Annotated in this window: 18 protein-coding genes and 1 pseudogene; 9 read left to right on the top strand and 10 right to left on the bottom strand. The window is 63.3% G+C overall.

Annotated features, from left to right (window positions below; genetic code table 11):
• Nucleotides 1–52: 52 nt before the first annotated feature.
• The 4 genes and pseudogenes from msrB to NKH57_RS03665 all read right to left on the bottom strand — a co-directional run bounded on the left by msrB (nt 53) and on the right by NKH57_RS03665 (nt 2,808).
• Nucleotides 53–556, bottom strand: a complete 504-nt coding sequence (gene msrB / locus NKH57_RS03680) for a peptide-methionine (R)-S-oxide reductase MsrB (protein ID WP_352941797.1) — start codon at nt 554–556, stop codon at nt 53–55.
• Nucleotides 557–765: 209 nt separating this feature from the next.
• A complete protein-coding gene (locus tag NKH57_RS03675) occupies nt 766–1,323 on the bottom strand; it encodes a fasciclin domain-containing protein (protein WP_352941794.1) in 558 nt (185 codons plus the stop codon).
• Nucleotides 1,324–1,548: 225 nt separating this feature from the next.
• Nucleotides 1,549–2,272 (bottom strand): annotated as a pseudogene (locus NKH57_RS03670) (anti-sigma factor).
• Nucleotides 2,269–2,808: a sigma-70 family RNA polymerase sigma factor gene (locus tag NKH57_RS03665; RefSeq protein WP_023761368.1), complete on the bottom strand. Its 540-nt coding sequence runs from the start codon at nt 2,806–2,808 to the stop codon at nt 2,269–2,271. Before NKH57_RS03665 ends, NKH57_RS03670 begins: the two are co-directional and overlap by 4 nt.
• Nucleotides 2,809–2,955: 147 nt before the next feature.
• Between NKH57_RS03665 and NKH57_RS03660 the strand changes: the two genes are divergently transcribed.
• Together NKH57_RS03660 and argB are read left to right on the top strand one after the other, a co-directional pair.
• Nucleotides 2,956–4,452, top strand: a complete 1,497-nt coding sequence (locus tag NKH57_RS03660) for an amidase (RefSeq protein ID WP_352941791.1) — start codon at nt 2,956–2,958, stop codon at nt 4,450–4,452.
• Between the two features lie 106 nt (nt 4,453–4,558).
• Nucleotides 4,559–5,452: an acetylglutamate kinase gene (gene argB / locus NKH57_RS03655; RefSeq protein ID WP_352941788.1), complete on the top strand. Its 894-nt coding sequence runs from the start codon at nt 4,559–4,561 to the stop codon at nt 5,450–5,452.
• A gap of 38 nt (nt 5,453–5,490) precedes the next feature.
• On the opposite strand, the gene NKH57_RS03650 is transcribed toward argB, so the two are convergent.
• The 3 genes from NKH57_RS03650 to NKH57_RS03640 form a co-directional block, all read right to left on the bottom strand.
• Entirely contained in the window at nt 5,491–5,889 is a 399-nt protein-coding gene (locus NKH57_RS03650) for a RidA family protein (RefSeq protein ID WP_023761371.1), read from the bottom strand.
• Nucleotides 5,890–6,113: 224 nt separating this feature from the next.
• Complete coding sequence (gene bchE / locus NKH57_RS03645) at nt 6,114–7,661, bottom strand: magnesium-protoporphyrin IX monomethyl ester anaerobic oxidative cyclase (RefSeq protein WP_352941785.1); 1,548 nt, start codon at nt 7,659–7,661, stop codon at nt 6,114–6,116.
• Between the two features lie 114 nt (nt 7,662–7,775).
• Nucleotides 7,776–8,252, bottom strand: a complete 477-nt coding sequence (locus NKH57_RS03640; RefSeq protein WP_352486123.1) for an Lrp/AsnC family transcriptional regulator — start codon at nt 8,250–8,252, stop codon at nt 7,776–7,778.
• A gap of 139 nt (nt 8,253–8,391) precedes the next feature.
• Between NKH57_RS03640 and phhA the strand changes: the two genes are divergently transcribed.
• Nucleotides 8,392–9,228: a phenylalanine 4-monooxygenase gene (phhA, locus tag NKH57_RS03635; RefSeq protein ID WP_352941782.1), complete on the top strand. Its 837-nt coding sequence runs from the start codon at nt 8,392–8,394 to the stop codon at nt 9,226–9,228.
• Between the two features lie 129 nt (nt 9,229–9,357).
• Here phhA and NKH57_RS03630 read toward each other — a convergent pair whose 3' ends face one another.
• Nucleotides 9,358–10,119, bottom strand: a complete 762-nt coding sequence (locus NKH57_RS03630) for a GGDEF domain-containing protein (protein ID WP_352601765.1) — start codon at nt 10,117–10,119, stop codon at nt 9,358–9,360.
• A gap of 160 nt (nt 10,120–10,279) precedes the next feature.
• Here NKH57_RS03630 and NKH57_RS03625 point away from each other — a divergent pair, with 160 nt between their 5' ends.
• Nucleotides 10,280–10,987 carry a pyrimidine 5'-nucleotidase gene (locus tag NKH57_RS03625; protein WP_352601763.1) on the top strand — a complete coding sequence of 236 codons (708 nt, stop codon included), beginning with the start codon at nt 10,280–10,282 and terminating at the stop codon, nt 10,985–10,987.
• 19 nt (nt 10,988–11,006) lie between these two features.
• Here NKH57_RS03625 and NKH57_RS03620 read toward each other — a convergent pair whose 3' ends face one another.
• Entirely contained in the window at nt 11,007–11,846 is an 840-nt protein-coding gene (locus tag NKH57_RS03620; RefSeq protein WP_023761377.1) for an LOG family protein, read from the bottom strand.
• A gap of 228 nt (nt 11,847–12,074) precedes the next feature.
• Between NKH57_RS03620 and dapD the strand changes: the two genes are divergently transcribed.
• The 4 genes from dapD (at nt 12,075) to NKH57_RS03600 (ending at nt 14,524) form a co-directional block, all read left to right on the top strand.
• Nucleotides 12,075–12,929 (top strand): 2,3,4,5-tetrahydropyridine-2,6-dicarboxylate N-succinyltransferase, encoded by an 855-nt coding sequence (dapD, locus tag NKH57_RS03615; RefSeq protein WP_352941779.1) that lies wholly within the window; start codon nt 12,075–12,077, stop codon nt 12,927–12,929.
• A 72-nt stretch (nt 12,930–13,001) separates the two neighbouring features.
• Nucleotides 13,002–13,364: a DUF805 domain-containing protein gene (locus NKH57_RS03610; protein WP_023761379.1), complete on the top strand. Its 363-nt coding sequence runs from the start codon at nt 13,002–13,004 to the stop codon at nt 13,362–13,364.
• Nucleotides 13,357–13,734: a DUF805 domain-containing protein gene (locus tag NKH57_RS03605; protein WP_352941777.1), complete on the top strand. Its 378-nt coding sequence runs from the start codon at nt 13,357–13,359 to the stop codon at nt 13,732–13,734. The genes NKH57_RS03610 and NKH57_RS03605 overlap by 8 nt, the downstream gene beginning before the upstream one ends.
• Nucleotides 13,735–13,747: 13 nt before the next feature.
• Nucleotides 13,748–14,524, top strand: coding sequence for a hypothetical protein (locus NKH57_RS03600; RefSeq protein ID WP_023761381.1), 777 nt, complete (start codon nt 13,748–13,750; stop codon nt 14,522–14,524).
• On the opposite strand, the gene NKH57_RS03595 is transcribed toward NKH57_RS03600, so the two are convergent.
• A complete protein-coding gene (locus tag NKH57_RS03595) occupies nt 14,424–15,512 on the bottom strand; it encodes a 2-dehydropantoate 2-reductase (RefSeq protein ID WP_348626175.1) in 1,089 nt (362 codons plus the stop codon). The two genes, NKH57_RS03600 and NKH57_RS03595, sit on opposite strands and share 101 nt — an antisense overlap.
• Nucleotides 15,513–15,571: 59 nt before the next feature.
• Here NKH57_RS03595 and dapE point away from each other — a divergent pair, with 59 nt between their 5' ends.
• The gene (gene dapE, locus NKH57_RS03590) at nt 15,572–16,765 is read left to right on the top strand and encodes a succinyl-diaminopimelate desuccinylase (RefSeq protein WP_023761383.1); all 1,194 of its coding nucleotides are present in this window, start codon (nt 15,572–15,574) and stop codon (nt 16,763–16,765) included.
• Nucleotide 16,766: the final 1 nt, after the last annotated feature.

Raw genomic sequence — 16,766 nt, 5'->3', positions numbered from 1 at the left:
AAAAACTCCGGGCTGCCAAGCCCGGAGTTTTTCGTTTCCAGTTTGGAACTTGTCAGGCGGTCGCGGGCTTGAAGCTCAGCGCCACGCCGTTGATGCAGTGGCGCAGGCCGGTCGGCGCCGGGCCATCGTCGAAGACGTGGCCAAGATGGCCGCCGCAACGGCGGCAATGCACCTCGGTGCGGGTCATGCCGAGCGACCTGTCCACGGTTTTACCGATGCCATTGGGGATCTCTTGCCAGAAGCTCGGCCAGCCGGTGCCGGAATCAAACTTCGTCTCCGACGGGTAGACCGGTAGGTCGCAGCCGGCGCAGGCAAAGATGCCCTTGCGGTGTTCGTTGAGCAGCGGGCTCGTACCGGGATATTCCGTGCCTCCCTTGCGCAGCACGTCGAAGGCAGCCGGCGACAGGATGGCTTTCCACTCGGCGTCGGTCTTGGTGACTTCGAACTTCTCGGCGGCCTGCGCCGCCTGCGGGTTGCTCATGCGCAGCACTGTCGCCGCGCCCCCGGCGACGCCAATGGCGGCGGCACCGCTCAAAAGAAAGTCGCGACGGTTCATGACCAATTCCTCCTATTGTCTCTTTGCCAAACTATACCGCCGCGCGGAAATCAAAAGCCGGTGACGGTGGCCCTCGACCGAACACCCCGCGGTGTCTACATCTGGATGTGGACACCGCGGAGTGCGCGGGACGATTGCGGATCTCGGGAGCGGGATCATGCAATCGACGGAGGGCCGTTGTAGCCAGTTCGTCGGCTGCAAGTCCGTTGTTACATCTTGGGCAAAAGAACCTTGTCGATGACGTGAATGACGCCGTTGGACTGTTCGACATCGGCGATCGTCACATGGGCGACATTGCCGTTCTCGTCGGTGACGGTGACCTTGCCGCCTTCGGCTTTGAGCGACAGCTCGCAGCCGCCAACAGTCTTGACCTTGTGGGTGCCGCCATCGGCCTTGGCCATCAAGGCAACGTCCGCCCGCATCGCCTTGGCACCGACGACATGGCAGGTCAGAATCTTGGTGAGCTTGTCCTTGTTCCCGGGCTTGAGCAGCGTCTCGACCGTGCCGGCCGGCAGTGCCGCAAAGGCTTTGTTGGTCGGCGCGAACACCGTGAACGGACCGGCGCCCTGCAGCGTCTCGACCAGGCCGGCGGCCTTCACGGCGGCGACGAGCGTCGTGTGGTCCTTCGAGTTCACGGCGTTTTCGACGATGTTCTTGTTGGCATACATTGCGGCGCCGCCGACCGTCGGGTTTTTGGCATAGGCGGCGGTGGCAAGGGCGGAGACGGCGATGGTGCCGGCGAGCAAAAGGGTAGCGAATCTGCGCATGATATAATACTCCTCGGGTTTTCCACTTCCCATCTTTGGGACGAGAGGAGATACGGGACAAAAACGCGCTAGTTTCAGGAATAGTGTGATTTTTTTAAATTATCTACTAGGCCAGATACATTTTCGAACGCCGCCGGGTTTGCCGACGAACATGCTCACTGAGGCATATGCAGCGAATGATAGACTTCAAGTAAGCCATTTTGAGTTTGCTGACGCAAGAGCCGGTCAGATGCTCTTCAGATCGCCCGCGGCGACCACCGGGCCGGTTGGCTGGCCGGTCGGCGAACCGCCTGACGGCTCGAGGCTGACGGCCAGCACCGCGCCCTGGGCGAGCTTCTGCCGGGCCGCCGGCGAGACGATGATGCGCGCCGTAGCACCTGCCGGAATGACGCCCATCGACACCGGCGGGTTCTTGCCTTCGATCATCCACAGCTCGAAGTCCTTGCCGGCGGCGCGCTCACCGGAGACGTGCGACAGGCCGACCTCGTGATGTGCGGCGTCGTAGACGGCGAGATATTTGACGTCGCTGCCTTCGGCGGCCAGCGAGGCGACGAGGCGCGCCTGCGGTTGCTCGACCGGCGGGTGAAGGATGGGCACGGCGATGTAGATCGCCAGTGCGGCGACCGCTGCCGCGGCGAGGCCGCGCCAGAAGGCCAGGCTGGACCACAATCCGCGCGGTTGAGCGGGTACGGTAACGGCCCCGGCGGGAGCAAACAGCCTGCGGTCGATCGCCGGCTTGACCGAAGTCGGCGGCTCGATGTCCTGATACGGCAGCCAGCGGCGAAAAATTGACCTCCCAGCCGTCGACAAGGCGGGCGAAGTCGGTCTCGGCTTCGATGCGGCGAGACGCGATCCGGCGTTCGTCGGCAGCCAGCACGCCGAGAACGTATTCGGCGGCGAGCAGGTCGTCGCCTCCACGTTCCGGTCCTGTGTCTTCTGCCAGCGTCATCTTTCCAGACATTCTCTGAGTTTCAGCAGGCTGCGGCGCAGCCAGGTACGCATCGTGTTCAGCGGCACGCCGTGGCGCTCCGCCAGTTCGGCATAGCTTTCGCCCTTGAGATAAGCACCCCGGACGGCCGCCGCCCGGTCCTTCTCCAATTCATCGAGGCAATGGTGGATGCGTTCGGATTCGTCGCCCGCCACCACCATCGCTTCAGGCCCCGGCGCCGGATCGGCCACGTCGAGTGCGGCATCGATGTCGGCAGCAGGCTTGCGCCGCGCCCTGATGCGATCGATCGCATGATTGCGCGCGATCGCCACCAACCAGGAGATCGGGCTCAGGTCGGAGACGGCAAAACGGTCCGCCTTCGTCCATATCTTGACGAAGACTTCCTGTAGAGCTTCTTCCGCATCTCCCCGATCGTTCAATACACGAAGACAAACGCCGAAAAGTTTCGCGCTGGTCTGCCGGTAGAGCAGATCGAACGCGGCCCGATCCTTCATCGAAGTCCGGACGATCAGCTTGGTGATGTCCTGCGGCGTCATCGCAGGCAAATTAGGCGATTGCGATATATTTGCAACGGCGGAAAACCTTGTGCACGCCCTAGCTTTGCGTGTCGCCAGCCCGGCTCCGCCCGTCGATTGCCAATGTAGTCGCCACTGGCTAGCTTGCTGTAGGGACGGGGAGCGCGCATGTCGGTTGAACAGATACTATGGTCGCAAGACGCAACCGGCCTCGCCGATCTGATTCGCAAGGGCGAGGTCTCGCCCGTCGAGCTGACCGAGGCCGCGATTGCCCGCGCCGAGGCCACCCGTCGCGACATCAACGCCACGGCCGTGTCGCTCTATGATGCCGCCCGCGCCCGCGCCAGGATCGTCGACCGCTCGCTGCCGCTGGCCGGCGTCCCGTTCGCCATCAAGGATCTCGGCATAGCCATCAAGGGCGTGTCGACGCATGGCGGCAGCCGCATTCCGGCATGGCTGGCCGACGTCGATTCGGCGCTCACCGACCGCTATCTTGCCGCCGGGCTCATTCCGATCGTCACCTCGACGTCGCCGGAACACGGGCTGCGGCTGATGACCGAGTCCAAAGCCTTTGGCATCACCTGCAATCCGTGGAACACCGGCCATACCAGCGGTGGCTCGTCGGGTGGTGCGGCGGCACTGGTCGCCGCAGGTGTCGTGCCGGTGGCGCACGCCTCGGATGGCGGCGGCTCGATCCGCGTGCCCGCCGCCTGCACCGGGCTTGTCGGCCTGAAGACATCGCGCGGCCGCACACCGCTGACGCCCCTGGTGAGCGAAAGCTGGTACGGCATGGTGGTCGACCATGCACTCACCCGTTCGGTGCGCGATTGCGCGTTGCTGCTCGATCTCACCCACGGTCCCGACCTTTTGTCGCCCTATGCCGCGCCGCCGCCGAAAGGCACGTTCACGGCGGCCGCCGCACGCGATCCCGGCAAGCTCAGGCTGGCCGTGTACCGCAAATCGCCGCTTGGCCTGCCGATCTCGGATGAGACGCTCAAGGCGCTCGACACGGCGGTGGCGCTTGCCCGCGAGGGCGGACACACCGTCGAGGAGATCGACCTGCCATTCATAGGGCGCGATTTCCTCGCTGGCTTCTGCAGGACGGTTGCCTCGGCCGTCGCCGGCACGATGCGGGCGGAGGCGCTGCGTGTAGGCCGTTCCGTTATGGGCGATGTCGAGCGGGCCACCCGGGTGCTCGGCAGGTTGGGCGAGATGCTGTCGGCCGGCGAGACCTATGCCGACCTGCTGCGGCTGCATGCCGCCTCGCGGCAGCTGATCGCCGAGACTGCTCGGTATGACGCTGTGCTGATGCCGATCATTGCCCATCCGCCGCTCGCCTGCGGCGCCATGGATCCGAAAGGCACAGACGAGTTCATTGAGAACCTGCTCGACAAGCTCCACCTGACGCCCTTGCTGAAGCTGAAACCGTTCTTCGGCCAGCTGATGGACAAGAGCCTCTGGTTCACCCATTGGCCGGCGATCCAGAATGTCAGCGGCCAGCCGTCGATCGCACTGCCGGTCCATGTCACCGATGCCGGCCTGCCGCTCGGCATCCAGGCGGCGGGCCGCCCGGGCGACGAGGAGACGCTGCTGTCGCTCGCCGCGCAGATGGAAAAGATCTCGGGCTGGCTGGGCCGCAGGGCACCGCTAAAGGTGCCGTCATGATGACGAGGTCGTGAGGCGCTGGAATATGACAGCAAAGCCATTTGCGGGTGGAGCCAATTCCCGCTAAGACGCCGCCGTCTTTACCGATCTCCAGGGAACCAAGCCGATGACGGACATCGCCGCCACCGCCGAAATGCAGGCAGCCCTGCTGTCGCGGGCGCTGCCCTACATGCAGCGCTACGAGAACAAGACGGTCGTGGTGAAATATGGCGGCCACGCCATGGGCAATATCGAACTCGGCAAGGCGTTCGCCCGCGATATCGCGTTGCTGAAACAATCCGGCGTCAACCCGATCGTCGTCCATGGCGGCGGTCCGCAGATCGGCGCCATGCTGGCCAAGATGGGCATCGAATCCAAGTTCGAGGGCGGCCTGCGCGTCACCGACCAGAAGACGGTCGAGATCGTCGAGATGGTGTTGGCCGGTTCGATCAACAAGGAGATCGTCGCCCTGATCAACGCCGAGGGCGAATGGGCGATCGGCCTGTGCGGCAAGGACGGCAACATGGTCTTCGCCGAAAAGGCCCGCAAGACGATGATCGACCCGGACTCCAATATCGAGCGCGTGCTCGATCTCGGCTTTGTCGGCGAGCCGGTCGAGGTCGACCGCACCTTGCTCGATCTTCTGGCGCGCTCCGAAATGATCCCGGTGCTGGCGCCGGTGGCGCCCGGCCGCGACGGCCACACCTACAACATCAATGCCGATACTTTCGCCGGCGCCATTGCCGGAGCCTGCCAGGCGACACGCCTGCTGTTCCTCACCGATGTGCCGGGCGTGCTCGACAAGGACAAGAAGCTGATCGACGAGCTGACGGTGGCCGAGGCCAAGGCGCTGATCAAGGACGGCACGGTCTCGGGCGGCATGATCCCCAAGGTCGAAACCTGCATCGAAGCGATCGAACGCGGCGTCGAAGGCGTCGTCATCCTCAACGGCAAGACGCCGCATTCGGTGCTGCTCGAGCTGTTCACCGAACACGGCGCCGGCACGCTGATCGTGCCCTGAGCGGCGGCCGATCTGTTGATCGGTCTGCCGCCGATCGATCAAGCGGCCTGAGGAAGGCGTGCAATGACCTTTATCTCGAAGTCGAAGCCCGCCAGCCAGTTCACGCCCACCGCGGTCCAGTTCGTGTAAGGCGGTTCGCCGAATACCTTCTTTCGAACCGCGTCGATCGCCTCCCACTGCGCGGCCGGATCGGTGTGGAATGTGGTGACGTCGACAATGTCGTCGAACGTGCCACCGGCGGCTTTCAGCACCGCTGCGAGATTATCGAAGGCAAGCTGGACCTGCTTTTCGAAGACCGGTTCGGGCGACCCGTCTTCGCGGCTGCCGACCTGGCCGGAGACGAACAGAAGGTCGCCCGAACGGATCGCCGCCGAATAACGGTTGATCTCGTAGAGAGCCTGCCGGCCGGCCGGAAAGATCGCGTCGCGTTTGGTCATAGTTTCACTCCATCTAGATAAGGCAGGTCCGGACTCCTGATGATCGCGACGTGGCTTCGCCGAGAAGGCGAGAGCTATCCGCAGGGCTTCAGGGTTTTGGATCGCTGCACTCCAACATCCGGGACGGCTGTTGACATACGCCCCGTATGCCGGATGTGGGAACATACGGCGCGTATGTCAATGTGAATACGTCGCGCAGGTTTTTAGGAGATTACCAAGAGCTGTCACGCGCGGGGTGAAATCGCAATCTCGGGCGATGTCAGTTTGCGCTTGAGGCGTTGGACGACCATCGATTCCTCTTCCGTGTCCTGCGGCGCGCCCCAGAATTCGGCAAGCGTCGGACCGTCCTTCACCCTGATGTCGCGGACCAGAAAACCCCAGACCTCGCGGAACCAGACGCGCCGGCCCATCTGGGTATACCAGCGCATCGAGTGCCGCTGCTCGGGATCCCTATGGAACAGGATCCGCGCCAGCGCCTTCGGCCGCGACTGCACCGCCAGTTCGATCAGCTTGACGCTGAAGAACAGCATCCACGGCTTCAGCCGCGTCATCTGCAGCACCTGGTGCTTGTAGTCCCACAGCCGGGCATCCTTCTGGATCACCTTGCGGCCCCGGGCGATCCTGAAGAACGGCGTCCAGCGATGCGGCGTCACATAAAGCGCCTGGATCTGGTCCGGGTCGTAGGCGATCAACTGGCGAAAGCCGCGCCACAGGTCGCGAAATCCCTCATCCTCGAAGCCGGCTACCCAGGTCGCCATCGACAGTATGCCGTTGCGGCGCAGCAGCCTTATCGCCTCGCGGTCGGACGAGGTGCTGCCGCCCTTGCGGATCAATTGAAGCGTCTGCTCGTCGGTGTTTTCCATGCCGAGCAGCCAGCGGATGACACCTGCCTTGCGATAGAGGTGCAGGATGTCAGCGTCGCGCACGATGTCGTCGGCGCGGGTCGAGCCGACGATCAGCACCGGCACATTCTCGATAATCAGGGCATCGAGAAAGGCGCGCCAGGCCTTCTTCGATACCGTTGGGTTCTCGTCGGCGAGATTGATCAGTTCAACGCCGTGCTCGCGGTGCAACCATGCTATTTCTTGCGCGAATTTAACCGGGTCGCGATGCCGCCAGCGGGTCCAGAAGCCGCGCTGGCCGCAATAGTTGCACAGATGCGGGCAGCCGCGCGAAAACTGCATGACCACGGCACGCTTGCCGCCCCAATAGCTGTAGCGCCCGTGATCGATCAGCTCCCAGCCGACACGGTAGGCGTCGAGTTCTGCGATGGTCATGGCCGGCTGCGTGGCGAAGGGACGGCGCAGATCGTCGCGATAGGCGATGCCGGCCACGCTCCCCGGCGGCTGGTGCATTTCAAGCGCCTCGACCAGCGCCACCACGGTCGCCTCGCCCTTGCCGCGCACGACGAAGTCGAAGACGTCCGTTTCAGCCAGTATGTCACGCCAGTGATAGGTTGGAAAAACGCCGCCATAGATGATGATGGTCGCCGGCTCGCGCTGCTTGATCATCTTGGCGATCAGCAGGGCGGTCGGATGCGCCGAGGTCGACCCGGAATGGCCGATCAGGACGAAGTCGGGATGGTCTTCCAGTGCATTGCGCACAACGCTGTCGAGCGGCATCGGCCCGAATTCGGCGTCGACGAGGCGCACCGCATGACCGGCATCGATCAGCGGTCCGCCGAGCGCCAAAAGGCCGAGGGGCGGCAGGTGGTCGTCGGGCACGCGACTGCCGATGGCGGTGTGCGGCGGATTGATCAGGACGATGTTCATGGCGGACCTCCGGCTGTTGGTCCGCGCAAGCTGGCCGGCGATGTGGACACGGGCTTGGCCCGCTTCAGCAGTTTGCGTGCAGCTTTCCCGCAGGAATACTGAAGGCAGGCATTGTCAGCGCCTGAGGTGGGCGAGCGGCACGTGGCCAGGCCCCTTGATGTTCTGCAGCACGAGCTGGGTATGAACGTCGCGCACGCCGTCGAGCCGCATCAGCCGGTGCATGACGAAGGCGTTGAGCTCGTCGACCGACGGCACCATGACATGCAGCAGGAAATCGTGGTCGCCGGTCATTGTCCAGCACGCGGACACCTCGTCCATGCGCTGGACCGCGGCGATGAAGCTTTCGGGCGAGCCGTCGCTGTGGCTGACAAGGCGCACCTGGATGAACACCTCGACCATTAGCCCGACCGCGCGGCGGCTGATCACCGCGGCAAAACCCTTGATGATACCGGTCTCCTGCAGCGCCTCGAAACGCCGTGCGCAAGGCGTCGTCGACAGGCCGATCTCTTGTGCCAGCTCGGAGACAGGCTTACGCCCGTCGCGCTGCAGGACATCGAGCATCCTGATCTCGAAATCATCGAATTGAGGCATCTTCACTCCTCCAAAAGCGCTTCTGGGTAAATCTTACCTCGAATTCTGTCTTTGAGCCATCATCAAAACCGATTTGCCTCGGCAAATCCGGTTATCCTTTCAGCACGTCAGCCATCCATGATCTGCGAGGAGAAAAGTCATGACGACGATGACAGTTGCGGAATACGCCCGCGATTGCGCGGCGCAAGGGTTGCGCGGCGACTATTCGGTCTGCCGTGCCGATTTCACCGTGGCGCAGGGTTACGACTACAGTGACGAAGAGCAGGCAGTGTGGCGCACGCTGTGCGACCGCCAGACCGAACTGACGCGCAAGCTCGCCCACCACTCCTATCTAGACGGCGTCGAGAAGCTCGGCCTGCTCGACCGCATCCCCGATTTCGAAGAGGTCAGCGCCAAGCTGCGCAAGCTGACCGGCTGGGAGATCGTTGCCGTGCCGGGTCTCATTCCCGCGGCTCCCTTCTTCGACCATCTCGCCAATCGCCGATTCCCGGTCACCAACTGGCTACGGACCAGGCAGGAGCTCGACTACATCGTCGAGCCGGACATGTTCCATGACTTCTTCGGCCACGTCCCGGTGTTGTCGCAGCCGGTGTTTGCCGATTTCATGCAGATGTATGGGCGCAAGGCCGGCGACATCATTGCGCTGGGCGGCGACGAGATGATCACCAGGCTCTACTGGTACACGGTTGAATACGGCCTGATGCAGGAGGCCGGCCAGCCGCTGAAGGCCTTTGGCGCCGGCCTGATGTCCTCGTTCACGGAATTGCAGTTCGCCGTCGACGGCAAGGATGCCCACCACGCGCCTTTCGACCTGGAGACGGTGATGCGGACCGGCTACGAGATCGACAAGTTCCAGCGCGTCTATTTCGTGCTGCCGTCGTTTGACGCCTTGCGCGATGCCTTCCGGACCGCCGACTTCGAGGCGATAGTCGCCCGCCGCAAGGGCCAGCCGGCACTCGACCCGGCGACAGTCTGACGCCTTAGTCGGCCTCGGCCTCGTCTCGCTGGCCGCAGCCGCCGTGCTGATGCGCATCGCCGTCTACGGCTTTTGAGCCATGCCCTGCATCTGCCGGCGCCATCATCGGCGCCCGCATCGGCGGCTTGATCAGGCCGCTTCGGAAATGTCCGTGCCGAGGATCGTCAGGTTGCGCCCCTGATGCTTGGCCTGATAGAGGCGCCGGTCGGCGGCGCGCATCAGGTCCGATACGCTCATATCTTCGCCGCAGACGGTGCCGCCGATGCTGACGGTGAGTGGAATGGTCCGCTCGTCGACGGGCCGGAAGCGGATCAGCTCGACTTCGCGGCGAATGCGCTCGGCGACGCGCTTGGCCTCCTGCTCGGTGGCGCCGGTCAGGAAGGCGCCGAACTCCTCGCCCCCGATGCGGCCGAGCACATCGCCGCTGCGCACGCCGCGCTGAATCGCGCTGGCGATCAAACGCAGCGCATCATCGCCGGTCAGGTGGCCAAAATTGTCGTTGATCCTCTTGAAGTGGTCAGCGTCGATGATCAGCAGCGCGCCGCGATCGGACTTGCGGCGCGAACCTTCAAGCGCGGCAAAGAAGCTTTCCCGGTTCAGCATGCCGGTCATGTCGTCGCGGCTTGCCTTTTCCGCCAGGCGGCGATGCGCGGCGGCGAGCTGGGCATGCGCGCGAGCGAGGTCGCGATGCGCGTTTTTCAGCCTGTCGCTTTGCCAGAAAGTGCTTGCGCTGGCGGCCCATGTCAGCACCAGTGGACAGAGCGTAGAGGTCAGCCAGATCGTGCGGTTGACCGGGAATCCCATCGCCGGAACGATGATCAGCGTCAAAACGAGCGATGCCGCGACAGACGCGAAAGCGACGGCGGCGGATCTCAGAATTATGCTGTTCATCGCTTGCTCCCACAAGACTGTCTCTGTGCCAGCAAGCCCTGAAGGGCACCTTTCCCGGATGACTAAAATTTGAACGGTGAGGCCATTTCTGCAATCATAGCGAGTAGAAGTTGTGGATAAAGTCTCTTTCAGGCCGCCCGTTTCATGCCATAAGGAGCAGATGACCACGCTCCCTGACCCCGCCCGCTTCGCCCATGTCACCGATTGGGTGTTCGACCTCGACAACACGCTCTATCCGCATCATTCGAATCTGTTCTCTCAGATCGACGTCAAGATGACCGCCTATGTCGGCGAACTCCTGGCGCTGCCGCGCGACGACGCGCGCAAATTGCAAAAGGAACTCTATCGCGAATATGGTACGACGCTGAACGGGCTGATGACGCGCCACGGCATCGACCCCGACGATTTCCTCGAGAAGGTCCATGACATCGATTACTCATGGCTGGTGCCCGATCCCGTCCTCGGCACCGCGATCCGGCAGCTTCCGGGCCGCAAGTTCATCTTCACCAATGGCGACCGCAGGCATGCCGAACGCACCGCGCGCCAGCTCGGCATTCTCGAACATTTCGATGCCATCTTCGACATCGTCGCCGCCGGGCTCAATCCCAAGCCGGCGCGCCAGACCTATGAGAAGTTCGCCGAACTCCACTCCGTTATCGGCCACAATGCAGTGATGTTCGAAGACCTTGCCCGCAACCTTTCGGTGCCGAAGTCGCTGGGCATGACCACGGTGCTTGTCGTGCCGCGCAATTTCGAACCGACCTTTTCCGAGATCTGGGAGCGCGATCCGGCCAACGAGGATGACGTCGATTTCGTCACCGACAACCTTGCCAGCTTCCTGACGGCGATAGTCGAGGTAACGGCCTGAGCCGTCCTGCCCGCCTGGTTCACAGACTGTAGAAGCGGCTGATGATCCCCCAGGCCTCGTCGGCGGTGTCGACGAAATCGATGATATCCTGATCGCCGGGGCTGATCGTGCCCTGCTCGGCGAGGAAATCGAGATCGATCGCCCGTTTCCAGAAGGATTTGCCGAACAGGATCACCGGCACGCGCTCCATGCGGCCGGTCTGGATCAGTGTCAGCGTCTCGAAGAACTCGTCCATTGTTCCGAAGCCGCCGGGAAACACCGCGACGGCCTTGGCGCGCATGACGAAATGCATCTTGCGGATGGCGAAATAGTGGAAGTTGAAGCAGAGCTCCGGTGTCACATAGCTGTTCGGCGCCTGCTCGTGCGGCAGGACGATGTTGAGGCCGATCGACGGCGCGCCGACATCGTCGGCGCCGCGGTTTCCCGCTTCCATCACGCCGGGTCCGCCACCGGTCACCACGACATATTCGCGGTAGTATGACGTGGCCGACTGCTGCGAGCAGAGGCGGGCGAATTTGCGCGCCTCCTCGTAGTATTTGCTGTTTTTCTCGAGGTTCTTCTTCTGCGTTTCGTTCTTGGCCGCCCAGGCCTCGCCGCCGGGCTCGGGCAGGCGTGCGCCACCAAACAGGATGACCGTCGAACGGATGCCGCGTTCGGCCAGGATCATCTCAGGCTTCAAGAGTTCGAGCTGCAGCCTGACCGCGCGCAATTCGCGACGCGTCATGAAGTCGGGGTCGTTCCAGGCCAGCCGATAGGTCTCGGCACGCGTCTGCGGCGTGTCCGGCACACTCTTCGACCGCTCCAGATCCTCGTCCGAATGCGGCAGCGGCGTCCACCCCGCCTTTTCCATAGGTGTCATAATTGCGCTACCCGTCCAAATTCTTCAGTTGCGCCGTCCCATGGCGCAGCCGCGATTGACCCTCATTGAGCCTTAACATAAGCAGGTTCCGCAAAAGTGTCCGACGGTTTTGCGACAAGAACCTGCTACATGCAAAGACCCCGGCAGGCAAAGCCTGCCAGCGGTCCGCGCGACTTTCAAAACAGGTTAAGGCGCAGCCCCTTAACAGCTTGGTAATGGAGCGAATTCATGTCGAAGCCAGATCTGGCGAGCCTCGAAAAGACCATTGAGAAGGCCTTCGAGGAACGCGACACGATTTCGACGATGACACGCGGCGAGACGCGCGACGCCATCCAGTCGGCGCTCGACCTGCTCGACCGCGGCACCGCCCGTGTCGCCGAGCGGCGGGCCGACGGCAAGTGGCATGTCAACCAGTGGCTGAAGAAAGCCGTGCTGTTGTCGTTTCGGCTCAATCCGATGGAGATCATCAAGGGCGGCCCAGGCCAGGCCGTGTGGTGGGACAAGGTGCCGTCGAAGTTCGATGGCTGGAGCGCCGTCGATTTCGAGAAGGCGGGATTCCGCGCCGTGCCGTCATCGATCGTGCGCCGTTCGGCGTATGTCGCGCCGGGCGCCGTGCTGATGCCGTCCTTCGTCAATGTCGGCGCCTATGTCGATACCGGCACCATGGTCGACACCTGGGCCTCGGTCGGCTCCTGCGCCCAGATAGGCAAGAACGTGCACCTGTCCGGCGGCGTCGGCATTGGCGGCGTGCTGGAGCCGATGCAGGCCGGCCCGACCATCATCGAGGACAATTGCTTCATCGGAGCGCGCTCGGAAGTGGTCGAGGGCTGCATCGTGCGCGAAGGCTCGGTGCTCGGGATGGGCGTCTTCATCGGCCAGTCGACGAAGATCGTCGACCGCGCCACCGGCGAGATTTTCTATGGCGAGGTGCCCTCGAATTCCGTCGTCGTCGCCGGCTCGCTGCCTGGCAAGCCGTTGCCTAACGGCGAGCCGGGCCCCAGCCTCTACTGCGCCGTCATCGTCAAGCGCGTCGATGCCAAGACCCGGTCCAAGACCTCGATCAACGAATTGCTGCGCGATTGATCTTTGCGCAAAGCGGGCGCACCTTCCGCCGGCGCGACGATCGGTCGCGCTGGTTCAACATGGAGGGGTGACATGGACTGGAAGTATCTTCTCACAAGCTTCGACGGCCGCATCAACCGTGGCAAGTTCTGGGCTGGCATCGGCGTATTCATCGTTATCGGCATCGTTGCCTTCATTCTCGACGCGATTCTGGGCACGCGATTCACCACGGCCAGCGGCGCCCAGGTCGGCATCATCGGCATCCTGTTCGCGCTGGCGTCGATCTATTTCGCCATTGCCCTCTATGCCAAACGCTGGCACGACCGCAACAAGTCGGGCTGGTGGACGCTGATCGGCCTCGTACCTATCATCGGCGGCATCTGGCTGCTGGTCGAACTCGGCATCCTCGAAGGCTCCAGGGGTGCCAATCAATATGGACCGGACCCGCTTGCCTGACAGATCAGATCTCACCTGGCTTTTCTTCAAAACATCGGGCCGCGTCAGTCGCGCGGCCTATTTCCTTGGTGGATTGCTCGTTGCCATCATCCAGGCCTTCCCGCTCTACCGGTTCACGCTGGTGCCCGAGGGCTCGCCCGAGAGCAACATGTGGTCGTTCATCTTCTTTATCGCTTTCATCGCCTCGCTGTGGTCGAACATCGTGCTGGCGGTGAAGCGGCTGCACGACTTGGACAAGCCGGGCATTGCCGCACTGATCCTGTTCGTCCCGGTGGTCTCGATTGTCGCCTTCCTTGTGTTGTGCCTGTTTCCAGGGCAGCCTGGGCCCAATCGCTATGGCCGGCGCACCAACGAGCCGGCACAATCCTGAGGGTCGATCGGACATGCGCTACCGCACGCTTGATCCGAAACTGATCGTCGACACCGCCGAGCGGCTCGAAGAGCGGATCGCCGACCGTTTTCCCGAAGCGGGATTGCGTGGCGTCGCCGCCGAACTGGTCTCGCTGTCGCGCGATTTGGCCAAGGCCGCCAAGGCGCTCGAGGCGCCGATCTGGTGGCTGCGCGGGCTCATCATTGCCGCCGTCGTCGCCGGCGCGCTGGTGTTCCTGTTCGTCGGCACCATCCTGCCGCTCATTCATATCTCACAGGCCGACGATGCGGTTCAGTCGGTGCAAGGTATCGAAGCCACGATCAACATGATGATCCTTGCCGTGCTTGGCTTCCTGGCGTTGACCCGAACCGAGGAGCGTATCAAGCGCAAACAGGTGTTCCGTCAATTGCACGGCCTGCGCTCGCTGATCCATGTCATCGACATGCATCAGCTGACCAAGGATCCGGCAGCTCTTTCGGCCGATTTCAGGCCGACCACGCATTCGCCTGCCCGCATCACCAATGCCGCCGACCTGGCGCGCTATCTCGACTATTGCTCCGAAATGCTGTCGATCACCGGCAAGATCGCAGCGCTGTTCGCGCAGTCGGTCAATGACGATGTCGTCATCGATGGCGTCAACGACATCGAGAACCTGGCGTCCAACCTGTCGCGGAAAATCTGGCAGAAGATCACGTTGATCGACGGCCGGCCGGCGCCGCAGCGATCTGCCCCGGCGACAGGCCCGGCGAGCCAACCCGCTCCGCTTCCGCCGCGCGCACCAGCGCAGTGATCCGCTGGACCATCGGCGCCGGCGTGCCGGCCTTATCCGCCAGCCGCAGGATGGCGCCCTGCAAGTCGTCGATTTCCGTCGGTCGGCCGCGCTGCAAATCGTCCCACATCGACGAGCGCGCTTGTGGGTCGATCGCCAGCATGCGCCGGGCCAGCAGTTTGAACAGGCAGTCGGGCATCCTGAGCACCTTCGACAGCAGGGATGGCCGCAGGCCGGCAATCCGCGCCGGCTCAATGCCGGACGCTTTCATCGCCGTGAGCGCCTCGTCGATCTGACCGGCCAGAATCAGCCGCCAGCGCCGATCGGCCAATTCGGTTGCCAGGGGCAGGTCCGACAGCGCCACCAGCGCGTTGTTCAAATTCATCAGCAGCTTGCCCCACAGCACGGCCTTCATGTCGCCACGGGCCTCGACCGCAAAACCTTCGACACCAAGCAGATGGATCAGGCCGGAATTGCCGTCTTCGACCATCACCTTGCTGTCGCTGGCGCGGTGAACGCGCAGCGGCAGTTCGCCATCCGGGGACTGCACGACATTGAACGGCACCATGCCGGCCAGCACTGTTTGCCCGGTAAGCCCGGCGCGCAGCCTTTCTGCATTTTCGATGCCATTCTGCAGGCTCACCACAACCGCATCCGGGCGGGCATGGACCTTGATGAGGCCTGCCATATCCTGCGTCGCGCCGCTCTTGACCGTGACCAGGATCACATCCGCCTCCGGCAGGGCGGCGGCCGGATCGGTGGTGACTGCAAGCGCCTCCGGCTTGATCGAGCGATCGCAGCCTTCAAGATCGGTAACCCGCAATCCGCCCTGCCGCAACGCCGCATCGATACGCGGCCGGGCCAGCAGAATCACCCGGCGCCCGGCGAGCGCCAGGCAGCCGCCGGCATAGCAATGACGATTCTTCTTTCCCGGTCTGCCATCCTGTCGCCCGCGCGGGTCGCAGCTATACGACATGAAAACCATAATATCGGCGGTATCGCCAGCCATGAGGCTGGCCCCCATGTCTGGCCGTGACAGGCCTTCCGCTTTCGACTATCGCTTTTGCCATGACGCTGCCGACCGATCCCGCCGAAAACCTCGCTGCCCTTATCCGCTGTGCATCCGTGACGCCCGCTGAGGGCGGCGCGTTGGGCGCGCTGGAGACGATGCTGAAGCCGCTCGACTTCCTGGTCGATCGGCCGGTGTTTTCCGAAAACGGCACGCCCGATATCGAGAACCTCTATGCGCGACGGTCCGGCAACGGCCCGCACCTGATGTTTGCGGGCCATACCGACGTGGTGCCGGTCGGTGACGAAGCCGCCTGGACGCATCCGCCCTTCGCTGCCGAGATTGCCAATGGCGAGATGTATGGCCGCGGCGCGGTCGACATGAAGGGCGGCATCGCCTGTTTCATCGCCGCCGTGGCACGCCATGTCGAGACCAAGGGCGGCCCGAAAGGGTCGGTCTCGCTGCTGATCACAGGCGACGAGGAAGGGCCGGCCATCAACGGCACGGTCAAGCTGCTCGAATGGGCGGCTGCCAGGGGTGAGAAATGGGATGCCTCCCTTGTCGGCGAGCCGACCAACCCCGATACGCTCGGCGACATGATCAAGATCGGCCGGCGCGGCTCGATGTCCGGAGCCATAACGGTCAATGGCCGTCAGGGCCATGTCGCCTATCCTCAGCTTGCCGATAATCCGGTGCGTGGGCTGATGAGCCTGGTCGACGCCTTGATGCACCCGGACTTCGACAAGGGCACCAGGGATTTCCAGCCGACCAATCTGGAGATCACCTCCATCGATGTCGGCAATCCGGCCACCAATGTCATCGCGGCCAAGGCGACCGCGACCTTCAACATCCGCTTCAACGACAGCTGGACGGCCGAGACCCTGCAGGCCGAGATCCACAACCGGCTCGACCAGGCGGCAAGACGCAAGAAGTACCGGCAGGCCAAGAAGACGCCGGTCGACTATGAGCTCGTCTGGCGCGACCGGCCGAGCCATGTCTTCCTGACCCGCGATGACAGACTGGTCGAGACGCTTCGCGGCTCGATCAAGTCGACGGTCGGCAAGGAGCCGACGCTGTCGACTTCCGGCGGCACGTCCGACGCGCGTTTCATCAAGGACTATTGCCCGGTGGTCGAGTTCGGGCTTGTCGGCAAGACCATGCATATGGTCGACGAGCGTGTCGCCATTGCCGATCTCGAAACGCTGACGCAAATCTATCAACGCTTCATCGAAGACTGGTTCGGGCAGGGCTAGG

The sequence above is a fragment of the Mesorhizobium sp. M1050 genome (genome assembly GCF_040318715.1).
GTDB lineage: Bacteria > Pseudomonadota > Alphaproteobacteria > Rhizobiales > Rhizobiaceae > Mesorhizobium.
This window is presented reverse-complemented; position numbering and strand designations above follow the sequence as displayed.

Coding starts and splice junctions, on each gene's coding strand:
- msrB (WP_352941797.1), bottom strand. CDS start 556: ATGAACCGTCGCGACTTTCTTTTGAGCGGTGCCGCCGCCATTGGCGTC.
- NKH57_RS03675 (WP_352941794.1), bottom strand. CDS start 1,323: ATGCGCAGATTCGCTACCCTTTTGCTCGCCGGCACCATCGCCGTCTCC.
- NKH57_RS03665 (WP_023761368.1), bottom strand. CDS start 2,808: ATGACGCCGCAGGACATCACCAAGCTGATCGTCCGGACTTCGATGAAG.
- NKH57_RS03660 (WP_352941791.1), top strand. CDS start 2,956: ATGTCGGTTGAACAGATACTATGGTCGCAAGACGCAACCGGCCTCGCC.
- argB (WP_352941788.1), top strand. CDS start 4,559: ATGACGGACATCGCCGCCACCGCCGAAATGCAGGCAGCCCTGCTGTCG.
- NKH57_RS03650 (WP_023761371.1), bottom strand. CDS start 5,889: ATGACCAAACGCGACGCGATCTTTCCGGCCGGCCGGCAGGCTCTCTAC.
- bchE (WP_352941785.1), bottom strand. CDS start 7,661: ATGAACATCGTCCTGATCAATCCGCCGCACACCGCCATCGGCAGTCGC.
- NKH57_RS03640 (WP_352486123.1), bottom strand. CDS start 8,252: ATGCCTCAATTCGATGATTTCGAGATCAGGATGCTCGATGTCCTGCAG.
- phhA (WP_352941782.1), top strand. CDS start 8,392: ATGACGACGATGACAGTTGCGGAATACGCCCGCGATTGCGCGGCGCAA.
- NKH57_RS03630 (WP_352601765.1), bottom strand. CDS start 10,119: ATGAACAGCATAATTCTGAGATCCGCCGCCGTCGCTTTCGCGTCTGTC.
- NKH57_RS03625 (WP_352601763.1), top strand. CDS start 10,280: ATGACCACGCTCCCTGACCCCGCCCGCTTCGCCCATGTCACCGATTGG.
- NKH57_RS03620 (WP_023761377.1), bottom strand. CDS start 11,846: ATGACACCTATGGAAAAGGCGGGGTGGACGCCGCTGCCGCATTCGGAC.
- dapD (WP_352941779.1), top strand. CDS start 12,075: ATGTCGAAGCCAGATCTGGCGAGCCTCGAAAAGACCATTGAGAAGGCC.
- NKH57_RS03610 (WP_023761379.1), top strand. CDS start 13,002: ATGGACTGGAAGTATCTTCTCACAAGCTTCGACGGCCGCATCAACCGT.
- NKH57_RS03600 (WP_023761381.1), top strand. CDS start 13,748: ATGCGCTACCGCACGCTTGATCCGAAACTGATCGTCGACACCGCCGAG.
- NKH57_RS03595 (WP_348626175.1), bottom strand. CDS start 15,512: ATGGCTGGCGATACCGCCGATATTATGGTTTTCATGTCGTATAGCTGC.
- dapE (WP_023761383.1), top strand. CDS start 15,572: ATGACGCTGCCGACCGATCCCGCCGAAAACCTCGCTGCCCTTATCCGC.